Raw genomic sequence first — 20,335 nt, forward strand, 5'->3', positions numbered from 1 at the left:
CCTAACTTGTTTTAACGTTATTATGTGTTACATGTTCTACTGTAAAAATTAATAATATAAATGCTAATCCTATTGATAAACTTGAAACGAAGAACACATTTCCTAGACCTACTATATCACTCATCACACCACCGAGTAAATTTCCGCCTAGCTGACCTATTACCATAGCGTTAGCAAACAATGTTGATGCATATCCAGGAAACTCTGGTAAAATGTCTTGGAAATAACTGATTCCTAATCCAAGTAAAATTGCTAAGAAAAATGCTAATGCTAATTGACCAATTAACATTGCTTGGAAACTATCAAACACACCTATACTAAAATAATAACCGAATCCGAATATTGCTCCGACCATAAGTAGTGTCTTAGTTTTAAATTTACTTGCTATAATACCTAATATAATCATGAAAGGTACTTCTAAACCTGCACATAGACTTGCTAAATACCCTACATGCGACTCATCATCTTTCAAATATTCCGTTACATATAAAGGCATATTTAAAGTATACATCCATTGTCCAACATGTAATAAAATAAATGCTAAAAATGGTATCAATAATGTAGGTTCTTTTACTAAGTTTGGAGCTTTCTTTTCAGGAAAGTTTCCAATTGCATTATTGATAATTTTCTTAGGTTCTTTATAAAAAATAATTAATAAAACTAAAACTGTTAAAAATAATGTCATCGTTCCACCAAATAAACCATCATACCCAAATATGCTAAGTAATAATGTTCCGATTAATGGACCAAATAAAAACCCTAATGAAAATGTAGAACGTAGAACAGTATTGGCAAATATACTTCTATCTTTATAAGCAGATTCATTTATAGATTCACGTGCTGAGGCATACATTTGAGGCATTGCAGGTGCAGCAAGCCCTTGAAACATCGCATATAAAGCGATGAACAGCCATATAGTATGTATGTAGAAATAAATCGAGAAACATAACGCCCCCATTATTAAAGCGGTGATGATGAGATATTTACGATTAATTTTTCCACTATCAGAGAATCTTGCAACAATAGAGTTCACAGTAAATGATGCACTAGCTGCAAGCGCCATTAATAAACCGTACTGTCCTTTAGACATCCCTAATTGCTGAGTCGCATACAATACTAAAAAAGGAACCGTTATAGCAATAGCCATTCCTAATAAGCCCATATTAACTGTAAAGAGCTTATAATTTTTTATTTGAAATAATTTCAAAAACATGAATTCACAACTTCCTATATTTTTATTATATGTTTGTACTTTAATGCTAAACACCTATTACGTCAACGCTTAATTGATATATTTATCACAAACATGTAAAATCATTACTAAATATAATTAAAGGGGATATTGTAGTGGAATACAAAGTGAACTATATTTCAATTGGAAAAGTCGAAGATGTGACTTTTAACAATCAAAAGACTAAAAAAACTGCTATTTTTAAAGAACCCTTCGAAAATAAAAGGTATCTTTCAAAAACAGGATTCGTTGAAGATCAACAACAATATAAAGGTCATGGTGGTCCAGAAAAAGCTATTTGTTTTTACAGTAAAGATAACTATGCCTATTGGAATGACATTATAGATCGACTACCCAAATATGCGATTTTTGGTGAAAATATTACAGTGTCTGGCTTAACCGAAAAAGATTTAAATATTGGAGATACTTATCAACTTGGTGAAGCCATCATTCAAGTTTCTTGTCCAAGACAACCTTGTGCTACAATCGCTTTAAGATATGGAATAAAAGATTTAGTCAAACGTATGGCAGACAATTTAAAAACAGGATGCTATTTTCGAGTAATCAAAGAAGGCTATGTATCCCAGAATGATAACATGAAATTATTAAATACATGTAAACCACAACTTTCCATTAATGAGCTTAATGAAACACGTTATAAAGATAGTAGCAATCGTGAGCGCATAGAATATATATTAAATCACAAAGGTATCAATGAAGAAACACGTGATATTTTCAATAAATTATATAAGCGCCTTTCATAAACATAAAGGCTTCAGAAATAAATAGGCTGGGACAAATTAATTGTCTCAGCCTTTCTTTTATTTCTTACCTATTTCAAGTTGATTAATATAATTTTTCAGTACTTCAATGAATGATTTAACTTGTGGTAACTGTAAGACATTATGTTCATAACAAATATAAGTTGATCGTGTAAGTGGTTTACGCATAACATTTAACTTCTTGATTTCAAATTTATCTGTATCTATGTCACCTATTACCAATTCTGGCAATACTGTTACGCCTACTCCATTTAATAAGAGTTCTTTGCATGTAGCTATTTGGTCTACTTTAATTAGTGCGTGGTATTCTTGTTGTAAATAATCGGAATACCATTCTTCAATTTGTTTTAAGTAAATTGGTTCTGCTTGAAACTCAATCATTGGTAATAGATGTAAATCCTGTTTTTTACTTTTAGGATAAATAAAATAATGTTGTTCATTTAGTAAAAGGTCATTTTGAACATTCATCACTTCGTTTCCTCTAACTACCATTATGTGAAAGTCATTTTGATATTGTTTTATATGTTCACTAGAGCCAATTTGTAATTGTATATCTACATTTGGATATAAATGCGTATATTCCCCCATAACTTGTGGAAGAATTGTTTGCCCAATCAACGAAGAAACACCTATTGAAATGCTTCCGTTTACTTCTCCTAATTTCGAACTAATTTTATCTAATAGTAAACGTTCTTCTTTCAACATTTTTCTTGCATGTTCTATGACTAAGGATCCTTCATTAGTTGTAATAAGCTGCTTTTTTGTTCTTATAAAAATGTCTATACCAAAAAAGGTTTCTATAGATTTCAATCTCTGACTGACTGCTGGCTGCGATATGTAGAGAATGTCTGCAGCTTTTCGCAAAGTCTTTACATCTTCTAATGTTACTAATAACTTATAATCATCTACTTTCAAATGACACACTCCTTACTTTCATTTTATTATACCATGATTTAATTCAAGCACCACGACTACAACTTTAGACCGAAATATTAATTTTTTTAATTCTAAAATTGAAACTCTAATTATAATTCGTTATAGTTGAGAATGTACATAAAATAGGAAGGATAAAATCATGAACTTTTTAGAAATTATAAAATATATATTCCTTGGCTTACTTCAAGGAATAACAGAACCCATACCCATTTCTTCAAGCGGACACTTAGTAATGGCACAAGAATTTTTAGGATTACATACTGAAGGATTAACATTTGAAATTGTAGTTAATACCGCTTCATTGATTGCTGTACTTATATTATTCCGCAAAGACATTATCGAATTAATTGTCGACACATTAAAATATATTAAAGGTAATCGTACTGAAACTGTTAAAAAGAATTTTCAACTTGCTATGTATTTAGTAATTGCCACTATACCAGCTGGTGTATTAGGCATTATCTTTAAGGATATAATTGGTGATACTAAAAGTGTAATCATGGTAGGATTTATGCTTATCGTAACAGGTATTGCCTTATGGTTTATTAAAAATAAACGTGGCCAAAAATTAGAAGGTGATTTAACGCTTAAAGATGCCATAATTGTAGGTTTATTCCAAGCTGTTGCTTTAATACCTGGAATTAGTCGTAGTGGTGCCACTATCGTTGGTGCTTTAGGTGTTGGGATGAATCAAAAAACAGCGTTTAAATTCTCATTCTTACTTTATATACCTGTAAGTCTTGGGACGGCTTTACTTGGCGTTAAAGATATTATTGAAACACCTCCAGATACATCACTAATGATTTCATATGCATTTGCATTTGTAGCTTCACTTGTAGCGAGTTATTTCTCATTGAAATGGTTACAAGGTATTATGGAACGTGGTCAACTCGGCATCTTTAGTAAATATTGTTTCGTTGTCGGACCAGTTGCAATAATATTAGCATTAATATTCTTATAAAAATTAAAAAACGGGGATTGCCATTAATAAAAGGCATCCTCGTTTTTATTTATAGATATATCCAATTAAATAGTTGTTTCATTACTTTGCGTTCATAATTTCATGAAAACAATATCTGATTCTCTTTTCAATTCCCTTGAAGTCAGTTTCTAATTTAAACATAATCTCATGTGCCGTTACATATGCTTTATGAAATTGAGCTTTAGATATTTTTTTCTCTTTTAACATTCTTTCTAAATCATCTTCATCAACAAGTTCATATTCACCTGTCTTCGGTATTACTAACACATCCAAACATAAATCTAGCGTTCTAGCATTACCGAGTTGAGTGATATTCCTCAAATTCACATCAAAATAGTATTGTACTGGTCTGTTTTGTTTGTCATACATTACAGTTATACTATACGGCTTTTTCTCTGGCAAGATCTGCATCCATTTATAACCATTATCCGCAGCTGTAATTTCTTTCCCTACAACATTAACCTTTAAAGGTTCCTTCACCTGTACCATTGTAACTAAGCCAACAAGTCCTTTAAAGTGATTCGTATCCAGTACAACTTCTTTATATTCGCGATTAAGGAGACGTCGCCAATGACGTTTGTCAATATACTTAACTTTCACAAGTTACCAACTCCTTTTTTACATTATATAAAAAACTCGCCCCGATTCAAAGCATTCAAGATAGGTTTTCTAAATTAAATTTTTATTTATAAAAAAAATACTACAAGAAACATGACGTTTACTTGTAGTATTTTAACAATTAATTTTTAATATATAATTTAAAAATACAAAGCCAATTTATATTTTTAATTCTAGAAATCATTGCTATTCCTTAGATAAATAATGAGATTTATCTTTTAAGAATAAACTTAAGATTAATGCAATAACACTAAATAATGTAGCAATCCAGAAAGCATCGTTGATACCTTGTACAGTTGCTAATTTATTTAAATATTCGATAAGTACAGATTTACCAGCATCATCTCCACCAACTGAATCAGAAAGTGCTTTAACTTGTTCTTGAATCATAGGATTAGTTGAGTCTAAGTTATCTGACATGTTAGCTAAATGAGAAGTCGTATTTTGAGTCATAACTGTTACAAGTATTGCTGTACCAATTGACCCTGCTAGTTGTCTAACAGTATTACTTATTGCATTACCATGCGGAATAAGTCTTTGAGGCAATGAATTCATACCTGCAGTCATAATCGGCATCATTATAAAACTCATACCGAATGAACGTACGATATATATAACTAATATTGTTGTATATGGTGTATCCATATTTAATTGTGTCAGTTCCCAAGTTGCGATTGTCATTATTGTTAAACCAATTAAAGCTAATGGTTTAATACCAAATGAGTCTAACATTTTACCAGCAATTGGACCCATGAATCCCATAATAAGTGATCCTGGTAATAATAATAGACCTGAATCTAAAGGAGAAAAGCCACGTAAATTTTGTAAGTATATAGGTAATAAAATCATACCACCAAATAAACTCATCGTTACAATCACATTGATTAATGTTGTCAATGTAAACCCTGAATATTTCAGTGCAGACATATCAAGCATTGGATTTTTCATTCTAACTTCACGAACAACAAATAATATTGTAAAGATTAGACCGATAACTAATGATAAAGAAACTGTTAATGAAGTCCAACCATCGTTACCCGCTTCACTAAATCCGTATAATAGTAAACCAAAGCCGAGTGTACTGAATACAATACCTGGCACATCAGGTTTAGGATTAGATGTTTGTTGATAAATCTTGAACCAGAAGAAACTAATGATTATAGATACTAATCCGATAGCAAACATACCATAGAACATTATGTTCCAATGATAGTTCTGAACGATCCAACCTGATAACGTTGGACCAATTGCAGGTGCTAAAATAAACGCGATACCTAAAGTACCCATTGCAGCACCACGTTTTTCTGGTGGGAAAATTGTCATAAATACATTTGAACCTAATGGCATTAATATACCAGCACCAATTGCTTGAACGACACGACCTGTCATCATCATTGGGAAGTTAAATGAAATGGCACATACTATTGACCCAATCGTAAATAGAACCATTGCGATAAGGAATAATTTTCTATATGAATACTTACTAATTAAGAATGCACTTATAGGAATTAAAATACCATTTACAAGCATGAACCCTGTCATTAACCATTGACCAGTAGATGCAGAAATACTAAATTCATTATTAATTACAGGCAAAGCTACGTTTAATAATGTTTGGTTTAGTATTGCGATAAACATACCAAACATCATCGCAACTAAAATTTTATTTCTTGAAATGCCTTTACCGTATACGAAGTTAACATGATTTTTCTTAATTTGTTCATTAATTGGTTCATCATCTTTTAATTCCATACCACGGTCTGATAAATCTTCATGTTCTTCATTAGAATCATTTTGTTCATCAGTTTTCATATCGTTAGAAGTCGTTTTCTCCGTCTCTGTTTTAGCCGGTTCATTATCTTCTTCCATCTTTTCAATATGAGTGTGTTTGTTTTTATCGATGTTGTCTTCATCTTTTGATTTCAATTGAGTTTCATCATTCACTTTTGAATTATCTGAAACATCTTTAGCAACTGATTTGCTTTTTTTTCGTTTTACTACAAATGCATTAATTCCAACCCATAAAAGGATTGCAATAATTATATAAGCCACCGTAAAGGTTGATGTCATAATACACCCTCCTTAATTCTTATGGATTCGAACTTCAACATTCATTCCTGGAACAACATTTGTTGATGGCTTAGAATCAAATGTGATTTTCACTGGAACAACTTGTGTCACCTTTGTATAGTTTCCATTACTATTTGATGAAGGCATCATTGAGAAACTTGATGCTGTTGCTAATCCAACTTGAGACACTTTACCTTTAACACTAGCTTCTTGGCCATCAATATAAACGTCAACAGCCTGTCCTTTTTCTACATCTTCAACGTCTGTATCATCAATATTTGCTGTAACATATAAATCATCAAAATTATATGCATATGCAATTGGTGATCCTGCTTGAACTAAACTATCTTCTGTTGCAGAAGTTTTAACGATAGTACTTTTTGAAGGTGCTTTAATGTCCATAGTTTGAGATTGTCCATCTTCACCTTTACCAGAAACTTCTCCTAGTTTATCGCCTTTACCGTACTCTTTACCTTCTTCAGCATCGAAGCTGTCCAAGTTACCTGAAACTGGGCTAGCAATCTTAATTTGCTCACCGTCTACTTTTGCATTTTCTGTCTTTACATAATCTGTTGCTTCACTATAATAATGGAATCCTACTAGTCCGATTGCTACTAAAATTACTATAGTGATAACATTTACAAGCACTATTTTTTTCATTACTCTATTTCCTCCATATTTCAATGATTTGTTTATTATACGTCTCTATGAAAATAAATTAAACCAACAAATTCCAAAAATTTGTCGGGTTAAAATGACAGAAAAGTTAGATAAATATTCATAATATATTCATATTTAAAAGGAATATTAATGTATATTTTCGTCTCTTTTTGTTAAAATATAAGTTATGTAATTATTCGAGGTGAAATATGAAAAAACATGCAAGGCAATTAATCACGAGTAATATGGTTTACTTATTAGAACATTATCATTTTGAAGAAATAACAATAAAAATGTTGTGTGCAGAATGTGGTATTAACCGTTCTACTTTTTATGCACATTTTAAAGATAAATATGAAACTTACGAAGAAATAAAAAGATTCCATATGATGAATTATGAAACTTTAATGGATAATATAGAACGCTCTATTATAGACAATCCTGATGACAGAAGAAAATACGTAAAACAATATTTTACAAATGTATTTTATTATATTGCTAAACATCAAAGATTTTTTACAAGTGTATTTGTTACACATCCTGAGCGAGAACTAATTATTAGTTTTATTTCACTCTTAAAAACTAGATTTGCTAAGTTGATTCATAGTCTTGGTACACTAGAAGAGGTAAACTACTTTCTTGATTACACAGTCGGCGGACAAATAGCTTCTATATATAGCTGGTTGAAAAATGGTTGTGAAGAAACACCAGAAAAGATGGCCGATATTATGTATCGTAATATTATTAAAATCAATAGATAATAAAAAAGAGTAGAAATTCATAGTTAAAATTGAATTTCTGCTCTTTTTTGTTATAAAATCATTTACACTTCTTTCAACTTTTGTAAATATGGCTATCCTTGCTCACACTTCTTTCAACTTTTGTAAATATGGCTGTCCTTACTTACACTTCTCTCGACTTGTGTGAATATGGCTGTCCTTGCTTACACTTCTCTCGACTTGTGTGAATATGGCTACCCTTGCTCACACTTCTTTCAACTTTTGTAAATATGGCTGTCCTTACTTACACTTCTCTCGACTTGTGTGAATATGGCTGTCCTTGCTTACACTTCTCTCGACTTGTGTGAATATGGCTACCCTTGCTCACACTTCTTTCAACTTTTGTAAATATGGCTGTCCTTACTTACATTTCTCTCGACTTGTGTGAATATGGCTGTCCTTGCTTACACTTCTCTCGACTTGTGTGAATATGGCTACCCTTGCTCACACTTCTTCCCACTTGTGTGAATATGGCTGTCCTTGCTCACACTTCTTTCAACTTTTGTAAATATAGATGTCTTCTATCTTTCCAACTATTAAAAACTAGATAATCCAGTTTTTTCTTGAATTCTATACAATACTCTCTTCCACAATGATTCATCTTTAAATTCATCATATTGTGCTGTGATTGTGTATTTTTTATTATCCCATGCTTTATTAAAGTTTTGAGATAGTTTCGTAAATGCTTCGTCATCTTGTTTACCTTTAATTATGATGTCTGTTTCTAAGTTATAATCTTCTATATTTCTACGTGTTAGATTAGATGATCCTAAAATCATCGCAGCATTCTTGTTTTCATGTTGTTCAAACAATAAATATTTTGAATGAAATTGCTCGCCATTACTTAATGCCCATTTTACTTTAATATTCCCTTTTGAACGATTTACTAATTCACTTGCTACAGGTTTATTTGGTACGCCTGGTTTTTCTTTGCCAAAAGCTTCTTTATTAATATCTAAAATAAGCTTTATTTGCACATTTCTTTTTGATGCTTTAATAAGTTCGTTGATTACATCTCTATCGGATAAATAAAACATGCCTATCGAAATTCGATCTTTAGATTGTGATTTTTTTATATTTTTAAGAATTTGTTCTTTAATTTTTCCTTCAGTAGCTAGTTGCACTGAGTATGTTGCATCATCACGCCAACTATTATTGTTAATCTTAAAGTCACTCGCTGAATATTGTGCACCGCTCATATTTGCTACGGCTATTTCGGATTTAATGATTGCATTTTGAATGGGTCCTGTTACTCTTACACCAACATTTTGATGATATCCACTCGGATCATGTGGATTACTTGATAAGACCATACCGTGCTTTTCAGTTACAAGTGTCTTTCTATGGTTTGCTTTCATATTTAGTATTTTTAAATAGCCTCTTACTGTAACATCAGGACCTTCACTGCTTAAAGGATTATTTAATTTACCATTTTCACTATTTCCAAACCATTGAAAGAACGTTCTATAAGTTCCTGAATAGATTGGATTAGAATCCCTCAATTTACTTAGATCAGTGTAATGGACATCTATGTTGTTTGCTTTTAAAGCCTTAATATTTCTCGGTGTATAAGAACCATAGAATGAATTAATCGGATCCGTAATGACAATAATTCTAATATTTGGATTCTCTTTCTTTTTAGCAATGAGTGATTGAGTTAATCGATGCGTTATATTTGGATATGTTTTATCTCCAGTTTTGTAATTATTAAATAAAAACATGTCCATAATAATAAAGTCATTAGCTTCATTTATTGTTTCATTAACTTTATCAAATATTTCATGTTCATAATGCATTTTATTACCAGATTTATAAGTGACATCTGTTAATAATTCAACATGATTCGTTTTAGTTTCAGAACTTATTTTGGAAACTCCGTGAGGTAAATTTTTAAACACATGAAAAATACTTACGACAATAACAAGCACCACTAATAAGCATACAATCCATAATAAATGCTTTTTTTGAAATTTATTTTTCTTTTTATTATTTTTCTTTTTTCTTTTTACTGAATTACTTTTTTTCTTTTGACTTTTCTTTATTTTATTAGCCAAGTGTTTAATTCACCCCTTTTACTTTGATTATACCAAAATTCAATTGACACCGATGTATTACTTTGTTAATTTTAATTAATATCAAATTTTTCAGAATTTTTAGAGTATATACATAGGAGTGAAGTAAATTGACAGAACCATTAAGACCTTTCCGTGCTGATCATGTAGGCAGTTTATTAAGAACAGAACCATTAAAAAAAGCACGTCAACAATATTCAGAAGGTGAAATTCCGGGAACTGAATTAAAAAAAGTTGAAGACCAAGAAATTGATAAAATCATCGAAAAACAATTAGAAGTCGGATTAAAAAGTATAACTGACGGAGAGTTCCGTCGTTCTTACTGGCATTTTGATTTCTTAGAGAATTTAACAGGTATTGAAGATTACGAACCAGAAATCGGGCTAACTTTTAATGGTGTAGAAACTAAAAAGCATGATGTAAAAGTTGTAGGTAAAGTGAAATTTAATCCAGAGCACCCACACTTTGAACATTTTGATTATTTACACAAAAAAGTAAATGGTAGAGCTGCAAGCAAAGTTTCTATTCCAAGTCCTAATCAATTATTCCATCCAAACATTTTAAATCAGGAAATTTATCCAGATATTTATGAATATGCTAAAGATGTATCAGAAGCTTATCGCCAATCTATACTTAAGTTCTATGAACTAGGCTGCCGTTATTTACAAATTGACGATGTATATTGGGCTGGGTTAGCTGCAACAACACAACTAATTAAGAATAGAGAACGTACTGCTGAAGAAAAAGAAGAAGCTATTAAACTAGCAGCAAAAGTAGTCAATGATGCATTAGCAGACTTGCCGGAAGATTTACTTATCACATCTCATATTTGTCGTGGTAACTATCAATCATCGTGGGCAATAACAGGTGGTTACGAGCCAATCGCTAAAGATTTATTCACTGAGAAATTACAAGGTTTCTTCCTAGAATATGACGATAACCGCTCTGGTGACTTTGAACCATTAAGACATTTCAATAGAGATGATGCTTATATCGTTTTAGGTCTTTTCACTTCTAAGACAGGCGAATTAGAAAATAAGCAAAATATTTTAGACAGATTAGATGAAGCTACTAAATATGTTTCAAAAGAACAATTATGTTTGAGTCCACAATGTGGATTCGCTTCAACAGAAGAAGGTAATATCCTTTCTGAAGAAGATCAATGGAAAAAATTATCTTACGTTATTGAAACTGCAAAAGAAGTATATGGAGAACTATAATAATCATAAAAACGTCCAATTCGTATTATTCGAATTGGACGTTTTTCATTTTATTAATAATAGATTACTTAATAGATTCAAATGCATATTTTTTAATCGCTTCTTCATGTTGTGGATACTGTTCTAACAATTCATCTTGTGTGAAAAGTTCGAATTTCTCAAACTGAAAGCCTGGTGAACACATACACCCTACTAGTGCATAGTCATTGTCTCCTTCAACTGTTGAAGCGAATATAACACCTTTAGGTACTAACGCTTGCAATACATCACCTTTATCAACATGAGGTCCGACGTTAACTTGTTCATACTTTCCATCTGGATGTATCATATGCACTGTCAACGTTTGACCTGCATGATAATACCACACTTCATCTGATTGTATTCTGTGAAAATGAGATATATTGTTCTTTTCTAATAAGAAGTAAATACTTGTATATAAAGCGTTATGATCACTTAGTGTTTGTTCTGATTTAATGACTTCTTTATAATATCCACCTTCAGGATGAGGCATTAAATCAAGCATATTAATCCATTTATCTTTATTCATAAGCACTCCTTATTATAAATCTACATTATGAAATACTTGTTGAACATCTTCTAAATCTTCAATAGCATCTACTAACTTTTCAAAAGTATCTTGATCTTCTTCTGATAAAGTTACTTCCGATTGAGCTAGCATTGATAGTTCAGCAACTTCAAAATCTTCTACGCCATTTTCTTTAAGAACATTTTGAACTTGTGAAAATTGATCAGGTTCTGCATAAACAATTGTTAACTCTTCTTCTTCAACAACATCTCTTACATCTAAATCTTCTTCTAATAAAAGTTCAAAAATTTCATCAACAGATTTTCCTTTAAATGCAAATACAGCAGTATGATTAAACATGTATGCAACTGATCCAGATACACCCATATTGCCGCCATTTTTACCGAATGCTGCACGAACATCACTAGCTGTACGGTTTACATTATTTGTTAATGCATCAACAATTAGCATTGAACCACTTGGCCCAAAACCTTCATATCTTAGCTCATCATAATTTTCTTCTGATCCACCTTTAGCTTTTTCTATGGCTTTATCAATAATATGTTTTGGAACAGAATAAGTTTTAGCTTTTTCTAATACAAATTTAAGATTTTGGTTTGATTCAGGATCTGGTTCACCTGATTTAGCAGCTACATAAATTTCACGGCCAAATTTAGCATAAATTCTACTTGTATTTTTATCTTTTTGGGCTTTTTTATCTTTAATATTATTCCATTTACGTCCCATAATTCCATCTCTCTTTCAAAGTGAGTTATTTAACATACTTATTATACAATATTGATCTAATCTGGCAAAGTTTACAGGTCAAAAAATAATAAGCGACTGAGACATTTAATTTGTTTCAGCCGCTTTAGTAACTATTTTAATCTTTAATAATACTTGCGAGTCTTAATATGTGCATAATGATATTAAGAAGATTGATAAATAAATTGAATCCCATTTCCCTTGGAGAAAAATTGCCTAACTTCATACGGTTAAAGTCGTAAACAGTATATAGTAAGAATAAACCTATACCAATTACTGATAATACTGTATGAAAAATTGGGTTATTCAAAAATAAACCTAAAAGACTCGCAAAAATAAGTGCAATTAATGTAACGAATAAATATTTACCTAAACCTGATGCATCATCAATCATAAAATAACCTAAAATTCCGAATGCTGCGAATGCACCAATAGCTAATGCAATATTTCCATAAAATGCTTGAGTTCCTAATGTGCCTAAATAATACATAAAGGAAGTATATGAAATAATACCTATTAAGAAAGCAAAGACATTTGATATAAGACCGCTAAATTTTCTAGATGATTTTACAAATAGTGTGAGCATTATAAGTACAAATAATCCTATCGTTATTGGAAGATGTAATGCCGGTGGTACAAATTGACCTAAATAAGTTCCAATACCAAAAATCACCCAATAGTATAAGAAATAAAGCCAAGTTTTTCTAATTGCTGAACCATGTGTGTCATCAGCTTGATATGATCCATAATTATGTTCATAACTCATCCATAATCATTCCTTTTTTATAAGTAATACCAACATTTTACATGTTATAACGCTATATATCAATTGTGAGGTCTCTACATAATTGTAACATTTAGTTCACATACATAATTTACCACATTGCATTTGAATACGCTCACAACACGTTTTAGTGAGTTAAATTTTTATTATAAAAGCGTGTTCTAATTATTGTGTTTTTATTACAAAGTGATTACAGACAGTACATGTAATGTTATTTTTGTTACCATTAATTCTATCGAAGGATTTATATATATTAGTATTCTGTTTTTATATTTTTTAGATAACGAGGAGGATAAGCCTTTGAAAAAATTTGCATTCGCAGTAACAGCAGTTTCAGGTGTTGCAGCTATAGCAGCTCACAACGATGCAGAAGCATCAACTCAACACACTGTAAAAAATGGTGAATCTTTATGGATTATTGCAGACGAATATGGTGTGTCTGTTGATCAACTGAAATCTAGTAACAATATTTCAGGAAACATGATTTTCCCAGGACAAGTCATTACTGTAAACGGAAGTAGTTCAGCTGGAGGAAGTGGCTCTCAAGAAAGTACAGCAACTTCAGGTTCTACATACACAGTTAAAAATGGTGATTCATTAGATGTAATCGCTCAACAACACGGTGTTTCAGTTGACCAACTTATGAAATCAAATAATTTAAAAGGTTATATTATCTATCCAGGTCAAAACTTAAAAATTGCTGGTGGAAGTGGTAGCGATACAGCAACTGCCCCATCTAACAATACGCAACCATCTCAAACTGGTGGTAGCCAATCGTTCAATGACCAAAACTTATATGACTGGGGACAATGTACATATTACGTATTTGACCGTAGATCACAAGCTGGTAGTGCAATTAGCACTTACTGGGGAGATGCAAAATATTGGGCTGGCGCTGCACAAGCTGACGGGTTCCGTGTAGATAGCACACCTGCAGTTGGTTCAATTATGCAATCTACTACTGGACAATATGGTCACGTGTCATACGTTGAATCTATTAATTCAGATGGTAGTTTACTAGTTTCAGAAACTAACTACAATACAGCACCTGGTGTTACTGATTATAGAACAATACCAGCTTCTCAAGTTTATAACTATTCATATATTCATTAATATTTAAAAAGCCAGTTCACATTGTGAACTGGCTTTTTTGTTTGTATGTAGGTACAGTATCATATGGGTGAATCGCATGATATCTCAATAGTCTTCGTGCGTTTTTACCGGATTTAAAATAGCAAAATGAGGCTGAGACAAATATATTGTCCCAGCCTCTTATCATTTTATTTCTTATACAAATAACATACAAATATGATAAATAACAAACGCAAGTAAGATTGATACTGGTAACGTTATAATCCATGTAATAATCATTCTTTGTGCTGTTGTCCATTTCACACCTTTTACGCGCTGTGATGAACCTACACCTAATATAGATGAAGATACAACATGTGTAGTTGATACTGGTAAGTGAATGAAAGTAGCACCAAATATAATAAATGCTGATGATAAATCTGCTGCTACACCGTTAGCTGGACGTATTTTCATAATATTTCCACCAACAGTTTTAATTATTTTCCAACCACCTACTGCAGTTCCAAGCCCCATTGCAGTAGCACAACTTACTTTAACCCATAGCTCAATGTCTGTTGTTGATTGCATATTTGCTGAAATAAGCGCCATTGTAATAATACCCATTGCTTTTTGAGCATCATTTGTACCATGAGAAAATGCTTGTAAAGCTGCAGTACCAATTTGTATAAATCTAAAGTTTCTATTTGTTTTAGTCAAATTATTATTTTTAAACACTACTTTGAATATAGAATATACTGTAAAACCAACTATAAATGCTAATAGTGGTGATGCGATTAAAGCTAGTATAATTTTAGAAAATCCTTGGTAATGTAATACTCCAAATCCTGCAGATGCAATAGCTGCCCCTGCAATTGAACCTATTAATGCGTGTGAAGATGAACTTGGGATCCCGAAGTACCAAGTAATAAGATTCCATGCTATTGCCGAAATTAAAGCTGCTAATATCACAATTGAACCATTTTCTAATTTAAATGGATCTACAATATCTTTGGCAATTGTTTGAGCAACACCAGTAGCGACTAACGCACCGATAAAGTTCATAACCGCTGCTAATATAATTGCATGTCTTGGCTTTAGTGCTTTTGTAGATACTGCTGTTGCGATTGCATTGGCTGTGTCATGAAAACCATTAATAAAGTCAAAAAGTAATGCACATACAACAATAGCTACAGTAATAATGAGTAAACTATCCATTTTTTAAAACTCCTTAGCTATTTTTCATAATAATTTGTTCTAATTTGTTTGCTACTAATTGACATTTATCTGCTACATCTTCTAATGATTCATAAATATCTTTAATTTTAATTAATGTTACTGGATCTGTTTCACTGTTGAAAATGTATTTGATAGATTCTCTTAAAATAACATCACAATTCGTTTCATATTCTTTAATGTTGATTGAATGAACACGAATATGTGAGAATTTCTTTTCAGCTACTAAAGTTACAGCTATTTCAATTTCTTTGATTGCGGCTTGTATGTTCTTAACGAATTCTGCCATGTAGTCGTCTGAATAACTAATAGAGTACATTTCAAACATCGCTGAAGTTTCTTCCATTTCATCTAATACATCATCTAATGCATCACATAATTCTAAAATATCTTCTCTTTCTATCGGTGTAATGAATGTCTGATTCAAATCAGTGATCATTTGGTGCATAAGATCATCACCATTAGACTCATAGGCTTTTATTTTATCTGAATAAGCTTTTAAGTCGAACTCTGAGTCAAAATCCATTTCTCCAAATTCAACTGATGCGCGGCTTAAATTCTCAGCTATAGCTTCTAACTGAATACCAAACTTATCCTTTTTCTTATTAAACATTAGTAATCCTCCCAAAATTTACATCTTAATTTACGTAATTACTCTTTCATTGTACTCTTTCAAAATCAATTCGACCACTATTTATTAATTTAATTTTAATCTTTTATCTTATATGTAAACATTCTGTAACAGTTTATTTACACTGGTATTTTATAACATAAAAAAAGACTAATGGCAAGCATTAGTCTGATTTTTTTATAATACACGTTGTATAACTCGTTTAGAATGTACATAACCTAAGATAGCAAACAAAATATAAATTAAAGAATATAGAGACATTACTATAAGCACTGGTGTATAGAATGATTGCCCCATAAAGAACCATGCTGATTTAGCTGCAAAATAGCCATGACTTAAGCCAATTACTAATGGTAATGCAAAGTTAAACCCTATTTTCAACGCGATACCTTTAGACATATCTTGAGATGTATAACCTAATTTTCTTAAGATTATATAATTTGAAGTTTCATCCTCTGTTTCATCGATTTGCTTAATGTAAATGATACAACCAGTTGAAAGTAGAAATGCTATACCTAAGAACCCTAAAATGAATAGCATCACGCCAATTCCACTTTTTGAATCTTTATATATTATTTGATATGAAAGTGCAGTATCGTTATCATTTGTTTGTTTATCAAATATTTGTTCAGCTTTTTTGATATCTTTATCGTTACTCAAATTAAGTCCATATTGCTCATTATAATCATCATTTTTCACTTCATTTTGTTTCATTTGATCAAATGTATCATCTGAAACTACATAGATTGGTGAATTAAATGTGATGATAGAGGCTAGATAAGATTCTTTACTTATGGACTTCACTTTAAGTTGCTTAGTTTTATTATTCAATTTATATGACATATGTTCATCATCATTAACTTTAATCACTTTATCGAGAATATCACTATAACCTACTACAGCTACTTCATTATTTTTTAAATCTATATCTTTAAATTCTGAAGATTTTGCAACCGTTGCTGGAAAGTCAGATGATTTACCTGTCGTATCGTTAGCACCTGCAAACACTTTAGTATCATCAATTACATATCGTGTTACATTATAATTTTTCTCTTTAAATTGTATATTATTTTCATTTAGAGCTTTTTTAAATTGATTATTTGCATCTTTATTTACAAAAATATAATCATCTGGTGCTGTAGTTCTAGCTGTTTCTTCAACATTGTAATATGAGATATAGCTCAATGCTAATAGTCCGACCGCCATAGCTGAAACCGTTGCGATAATTGTTAGTGATAGTGCATTTGTTTTCATTTTATGCATGATTGATGACGTTGAAACGACATCTGTAACACTGAGCATACCTTTTTTATATTTGCGTATTGTATTGAATATGAGTGATATTGAACATCTAAACAATAGGTAAGCACCTACTATCGTTAAGAACAATACCGCCAACATGTTCACATAAAGTCCCATCATACCTTTTGTTCCGATTTGATCAAACATCACGCTAGATAAATAATATCCTCCGATAATCATTAAAATACCAATTGCTCCAAAAATTAATTCATAAAGTTTAATTCTTTTAATTTTTGTGTCTGTAGCATTAAATTCATTCATTAAGCTAAGAATTGTTTTTCTTTTGATAAATATCATGTTTTGAAGAGAAATTATTAAATAAATGACAACCATTAATATAATGGTTTGGATAAAGGCTTCACCACTAAAGTTTAAATGTGCTTCTTGCTGAATGCCGATGATTTTATATAAAATCATTAATAATATTTTTGAAGTGAAGAAACCTAAAAACGAACCAAATACGACTGTTAACATATATAGTACAAAATTTTCTAAAGCAAATATTTTAAAAACTTCACGCTTTGTCATACCAATTAATTGATATAAGCCTATTTCTCTCGATCTTCTTTTAATAAATAATTTATTTGCATAAAGTAGGAATATAACGATAATCACCGTTAATATTGTTATACCAACTTTTATAGCCGCTTCTGGCTTAACACCTGATTGTACACCATTCAAATCTTCTGAATACTTTAACGTAACAAATCCAAAGAATAACATTACACTCATCGTTATTGAAAAGAGATACATTCCATAATGACGGATGTTACGTCTTAAATTTTTAATAACGATTTGATTAAAGCTCATTTACAACACCACCTAACACGCTTTGTGTTTTGATGATTTCTTTATAGAATGTCTCTCTATCATCGTCTCCTTTATAAAGTTCAGAATATACTTTTCCATCTTTCAAGAAAATAACTCTATTTGAATAACTAGCTGCTGCAGAATCATGTGTAACCATAATGATTGTAGATTGAGTTGATTCATTCATTTGATTTAATTTATTCAATAAATCAGATGCAGATTTAGAATCTAAAGCACCAGTCGGCTCATCTGCAAATATAATCGATGGTTGTCCTATAAATGCTCTTGCTGCAGATGTTCTTTGTTTTTGTCCACCAGAAATTTCACTTGGATATTTATCTTTGATATCTAATATACCTAACGCTTTACTGATTTCTTCGTATCTTATTTGTGCCTCTTTTTTTGATACTTTTTGAATCGTTAAAGGCAACATAATATTCTCTTGTACAGTGAGTGTATTTAATAAATTATACTCTTGAAATATAAAGCCTAATTCTTTTTTTCTGAAGTTAGACATTTGTCTATTATTCATGTTTTGTAATAGATGGCCATTTATTTCAATTTGACCTGTCGTAGCATAATCAATTGAACTTAAAACATTCAAAAGGGTCGTTTTACCAGAACCTGATGGCCCCATTATACTAATGAATTCACCTTTCTCTACAGTCATATCTATTTGTTTTAATACTTCTTGTTGATTTTTTTTAGAACCATACACTTTTACTAATTGTTCAGTTTTTAAAATACTCATCCTCAAAACTCCTTTGAAATTTGTCTATGATTCAATATTAAAGGCTTTTTTAATTAATCTCCTTTGAATCATCGTACATTTTGAGGTTTGAAGTGACATTATTGTCACTTGATTGTTCAAGAGCAGTAAAACAGTTAGGATGTGGGAAAATAAGTAACACAGTCGTACCTTCTCCATATGTAGATTTTATATTTACATTTATACTTAAACCTTCAGCAATTTCTCTAACCAAATAAAGTCCCATTCCTGTAGCAGTCGACTCTCTTTGATTTGTAGTTGAAGTAAATCCCCTTTCAAATACTCTTGGCAAATCTCGTGTTTTTATTCCTCTACCATTATCTTGGATTTTTAAATGCAATTGATTGTTTTGTTCATAAGTAGAAATAGTTATGTCACTGTTTTTAGTATATTTCAACGCATTGCTAATCAGTTGTCTAATAATGGTACGACACCATTTTTCATCTGTATAAACTTTTTCGTCATCTATTTGAATATCATAGCCTATCCCTTTTGCAAAACTAATATTTCGCGCATGTTGAATTTCTTTAATAATCATATCTTTTAATGAATAATGTCCAAAATAAAAATCATTACTCTTTGAAGATAATCTTCTAATATATAGCTGTTGATCGAGCAAATAGTCTATTCTACTCCACTCATATAATAAGTCTTGTTTTAATTTTGTTTCCTCTATTTGATCTAATAATAACTTCATTGCTGTAATAGGCGTTTTGACTTCATGTATCCAATCGAGTAAGTCATTTTTAGTAAGCTGAATTTCTTTATTTTGGTCATGTATAGTATGTCGTACACTTTCATCATAACTTTGAATATAGTCGAAAATTATTTTCTCATATGCCGATTGATTTAATGCTTTATGCTCAATTTCTTTTATAGGAATGTCATGCTTTAACGCCATATAAAATCGCGTTTCTCTTGTATAAATTAACCATAGAAATACAATAAAAATAATAAAATTGATACCTATTAAATACAATGCACTTCTTGTTGAAAATGCTACATCTAACCAACTTGTCAAAATTATAATAAGCTGCATAAGAATAAATAATAATATCCAAGTCCATTTTTCCTTAACAAACCATTTTATCATT

General features: G+C 30.9%; 19 protein-coding genes. 5 read left to right on the forward strand and 14 right to left on the reverse strand.

Annotation, left to right across the window (positions count from 1 at the left end; translation table 11 throughout):
- Window position 1: 1 nt before the first annotated feature.
- A complete protein-coding gene (locus B2G86_RS05150; RefSeq protein ID WP_078357062.1) occupies window positions 2-1,213 on the reverse strand; it encodes a sugar efflux transporter in 1,212 nt (403 codons plus the stop codon).
- 134 nt (window positions 1,214-1,347) lie between these two features.
- On the opposite strand from B2G86_RS05150, the gene B2G86_RS05155 reads away from it, so the two are divergent.
- A complete protein-coding gene (locus B2G86_RS05155; RefSeq protein ID WP_078357063.1) occupies window positions 1,348-1,995 on the forward strand; it encodes an MOSC domain-containing protein in 648 nt (215 codons plus the stop codon).
- Between the two features lie 57 nt (window positions 1,996-2,052).
- On the opposite strand, the gene B2G86_RS05160 is transcribed toward B2G86_RS05155, so the two are convergent.
- Entirely contained in the window at window positions 2,053-2,928 is an 876-nt protein-coding gene (locus tag B2G86_RS05160; RefSeq protein ID WP_078357064.1) for a LysR family transcriptional regulator, read from the reverse strand.
- Between the two features lie 160 nt (window positions 2,929-3,088).
- On the opposite strand from B2G86_RS05160, the gene B2G86_RS05165 reads away from it, so the two are divergent.
- Window positions 3,089-3,910 carry an undecaprenyl-diphosphate phosphatase gene (locus B2G86_RS05165; protein WP_078357065.1) on the forward strand — a complete coding sequence of 274 codons (822 nt, stop codon included), beginning with the start codon at window positions 3,089-3,091 and terminating at the stop codon, window positions 3,908-3,910.
- 81 nt (window positions 3,911-3,991) lie between these two features.
- Here the strand turns inward: B2G86_RS05165 and B2G86_RS05170 are convergent, their stop codons facing one another.
- The 3 genes from B2G86_RS05170 to B2G86_RS05180 form a co-directional block, all read right to left on the reverse strand.
- On the reverse strand, window positions 3,992-4,531 hold the full coding sequence (locus tag B2G86_RS05170) for a ribonuclease FAU-1 family protein (RefSeq protein WP_078357066.1): 540 nt from the start codon (window positions 4,529-4,531) through the stop codon (window positions 3,992-3,994).
- Between the two features lie 204 nt (window positions 4,532-4,735).
- A complete protein-coding gene (locus B2G86_RS05175) occupies window positions 4,736-6,619 on the reverse strand; it encodes a DHA2 family efflux MFS transporter permease subunit (RefSeq protein WP_078357067.1) in 1,884 nt (627 codons plus the stop codon).
- Window positions 6,620-6,631: 12 nt separating this feature from the next.
- Complete coding sequence (locus B2G86_RS05180; protein WP_078357068.1) at window positions 6,632-7,279, reverse strand: HlyD family secretion protein; 648 nt, start codon at window positions 7,277-7,279, stop codon at window positions 6,632-6,634.
- 209 nt (window positions 7,280-7,488) lie between these two features.
- On the opposite strand from B2G86_RS05180, the gene B2G86_RS05185 reads away from it, so the two are divergent.
- Complete coding sequence (locus B2G86_RS05185; RefSeq protein ID WP_078357069.1) at window positions 7,489-8,040, forward strand: TetR/AcrR family transcriptional regulator; 552 nt, start codon at window positions 7,489-7,491, stop codon at window positions 8,038-8,040.
- A 554-nt stretch (window positions 8,041-8,594) separates the two neighbouring features.
- Here B2G86_RS05185 and B2G86_RS05190 read toward each other — a convergent pair.
- On the reverse strand, window positions 8,595-10,112 hold the full coding sequence (locus B2G86_RS05190; protein ID WP_078357070.1) for a phospholipase D-like domain-containing protein: 1,518 nt from the start codon (window positions 10,110-10,112) through the stop codon (window positions 8,595-8,597).
- A gap of 128 nt (window positions 10,113-10,240) precedes the next feature.
- On the opposite strand from B2G86_RS05190, the gene B2G86_RS05195 reads away from it, so the two are divergent.
- Complete coding sequence (locus tag B2G86_RS05195; RefSeq protein WP_078357071.1) at window positions 10,241-11,350, forward strand: 5-methyltetrahydropteroyltriglutamate--homocysteine S-methyltransferase; 1,110 nt, start codon at window positions 10,241-10,243, stop codon at window positions 11,348-11,350.
- A 64-nt stretch (window positions 11,351-11,414) separates the two neighbouring features.
- Here the strand turns inward: B2G86_RS05195 and B2G86_RS05200 are convergent, their stop codons facing one another.
- From B2G86_RS05200 to B2G86_RS05210, 3 genes are all read right to left on the reverse strand, one after another.
- Window positions 11,415-11,897, reverse strand: a complete 483-nt coding sequence (locus B2G86_RS05200) for a cupin domain-containing protein (protein ID WP_078357072.1) — start codon at window positions 11,895-11,897, stop codon at window positions 11,415-11,417.
- Between the two features lie 12 nt (window positions 11,898-11,909).
- A complete protein-coding gene (locus B2G86_RS05205; RefSeq protein WP_078357073.1) occupies window positions 11,910-12,623 on the reverse strand; it encodes a YebC/PmpR family DNA-binding transcriptional regulator in 714 nt (237 codons plus the stop codon).
- Window positions 12,624-12,759: 136 nt separating this feature from the next.
- Window positions 12,760-13,407 (reverse strand): Bax inhibitor-1/YccA family protein, encoded by a 648-nt coding sequence (locus B2G86_RS05210; RefSeq protein ID WP_078357074.1) that lies wholly within the window; start codon window positions 13,405-13,407, stop codon window positions 12,760-12,762.
- Between the two features lie 318 nt (window positions 13,408-13,725).
- Here B2G86_RS05210 and B2G86_RS05215 point away from each other — a divergent pair, with 318 nt between their 5' ends.
- Complete coding sequence (locus tag B2G86_RS05215) at window positions 13,726-14,538, forward strand: LysM peptidoglycan-binding domain-containing protein (RefSeq protein WP_078357075.1); 813 nt, start codon at window positions 13,726-13,728, stop codon at window positions 14,536-14,538.
- A gap of 174 nt (window positions 14,539-14,712) precedes the next feature.
- Here B2G86_RS05215 and B2G86_RS05220 read toward each other — a convergent pair whose 3' ends face one another.
- The 5 genes from B2G86_RS05220 to B2G86_RS05240 form a co-directional block, all read right to left on the reverse strand.
- A complete protein-coding gene (locus B2G86_RS05220; protein ID WP_078357076.1) occupies window positions 14,713-15,711 on the reverse strand; it encodes an inorganic phosphate transporter in 999 nt (332 codons plus the stop codon).
- A 13-nt stretch (window positions 15,712-15,724) separates the two neighbouring features.
- Window positions 15,725-16,342 (reverse strand): DUF47 domain-containing protein, encoded by a 618-nt coding sequence (locus tag B2G86_RS05225; protein WP_078357077.1) that lies wholly within the window; start codon window positions 16,340-16,342, stop codon window positions 15,725-15,727.
- A gap of 195 nt (window positions 16,343-16,537) precedes the next feature.
- Window positions 16,538-18,472 carry an ABC transporter permease gene (locus tag B2G86_RS05230; RefSeq protein ID WP_078357078.1) on the reverse strand — a complete coding sequence of 645 codons (1,935 nt, stop codon included), beginning with the start codon at window positions 18,470-18,472 and terminating at the stop codon, window positions 16,538-16,540.
- A complete protein-coding gene (locus B2G86_RS05235) occupies window positions 18,462-19,223 on the reverse strand; it encodes an ABC transporter ATP-binding protein (RefSeq protein WP_078357079.1) in 762 nt (253 codons plus the stop codon). Before B2G86_RS05235 ends, B2G86_RS05230 begins: the two co-directional genes overlap by 11 nt.
- A 49-nt stretch (window positions 19,224-19,272) precedes the next feature.
- Window positions 19,273-20,334, reverse strand: coding sequence for a sensor histidine kinase (locus B2G86_RS05240; RefSeq protein ID WP_078357080.1), 1,062 nt, complete (start codon window positions 20,332-20,334; stop codon window positions 19,273-19,275).
- Window position 20,335: the final 1 nt, after the last annotated feature.

It is taken from the genome of Mammaliicoccus fleurettii (genome assembly GCF_002018435.1).
Taxonomy (GTDB): Bacteria; Bacillota; Bacilli; order Staphylococcales; family Staphylococcaceae; genus Mammaliicoccus; species Mammaliicoccus fleurettii.

What these genes read in the sequence shown, in the direction of transcription:
- B2G86_RS05150 (WP_078357062.1), bottom strand. Translation starts at nt 1,213, where the DNA reads ATGTTTTTGAAATTATTTCAAATAAAAAATTATAAGCTCTTTACAGTT.
- B2G86_RS05165 (WP_078357065.1), top strand. Translation starts at nt 3,089, where the DNA reads ATGAACTTTTTAGAAATTATAAAATATATATTCCTTGGCTTACTTCAA.
- B2G86_RS05175 (WP_078357067.1), bottom strand. Translation starts at nt 6,619, where the DNA reads ATGACATCAACCTTTACGGTGGCTTATATAATTATTGCAATCCTTTTA.
- B2G86_RS05180 (WP_078357068.1), bottom strand. Translation starts at nt 7,279, where the DNA reads ATGAAAAAAATAGTGCTTGTAAATGTTATCACTATAGTAATTTTAGTA.
- B2G86_RS05185 (WP_078357069.1), top strand. Translation starts at nt 7,489, where the DNA reads ATGAAAAAACATGCAAGGCAATTAATCACGAGTAATATGGTTTACTTA.
- B2G86_RS05200 (WP_078357072.1), bottom strand. Translation starts at nt 11,897, where the DNA reads ATGAATAAAGATAAATGGATTAATATGCTTGATTTAATGCCTCATCCT.
- B2G86_RS05205 (WP_078357073.1), bottom strand. Translation starts at nt 12,623, where the DNA reads ATGGGACGTAAATGGAATAATATTAAAGATAAAAAAGCCCAAAAAGAT.
- B2G86_RS05210 (WP_078357074.1), bottom strand. Translation starts at nt 13,407, where the DNA reads ATGAGTTATGAACATAATTATGGATCATATCAAGCTGATGACACACAT.
- B2G86_RS05220 (WP_078357076.1), bottom strand. Translation starts at nt 15,711, where the DNA reads ATGGATAGTTTACTCATTATTACTGTAGCTATTGTTGTATGTGCATTA.
- B2G86_RS05225 (WP_078357077.1), bottom strand. Translation starts at nt 16,342, where the DNA reads ATGTTTAATAAGAAAAAGGATAAGTTTGGTATTCAGTTAGAAGCTATA.
- B2G86_RS05230 (WP_078357078.1), bottom strand. Translation starts at nt 18,472, where the DNA reads ATGAGCTTTAATCAAATCGTTATTAAAAATTTAAGACGTAACATCCGT.
- B2G86_RS05235 (WP_078357079.1), bottom strand. Translation starts at nt 19,223, where the DNA reads ATGAGTATTTTAAAAACTGAACAATTAGTAAAAGTGTATGGTTCTAAA.
- B2G86_RS05240 (WP_078357080.1), bottom strand. Translation starts at nt 20,334, where the DNA reads ATGATAAAATGGTTTGTTAAGGAAAAATGGACTTGGATATTATTATTT.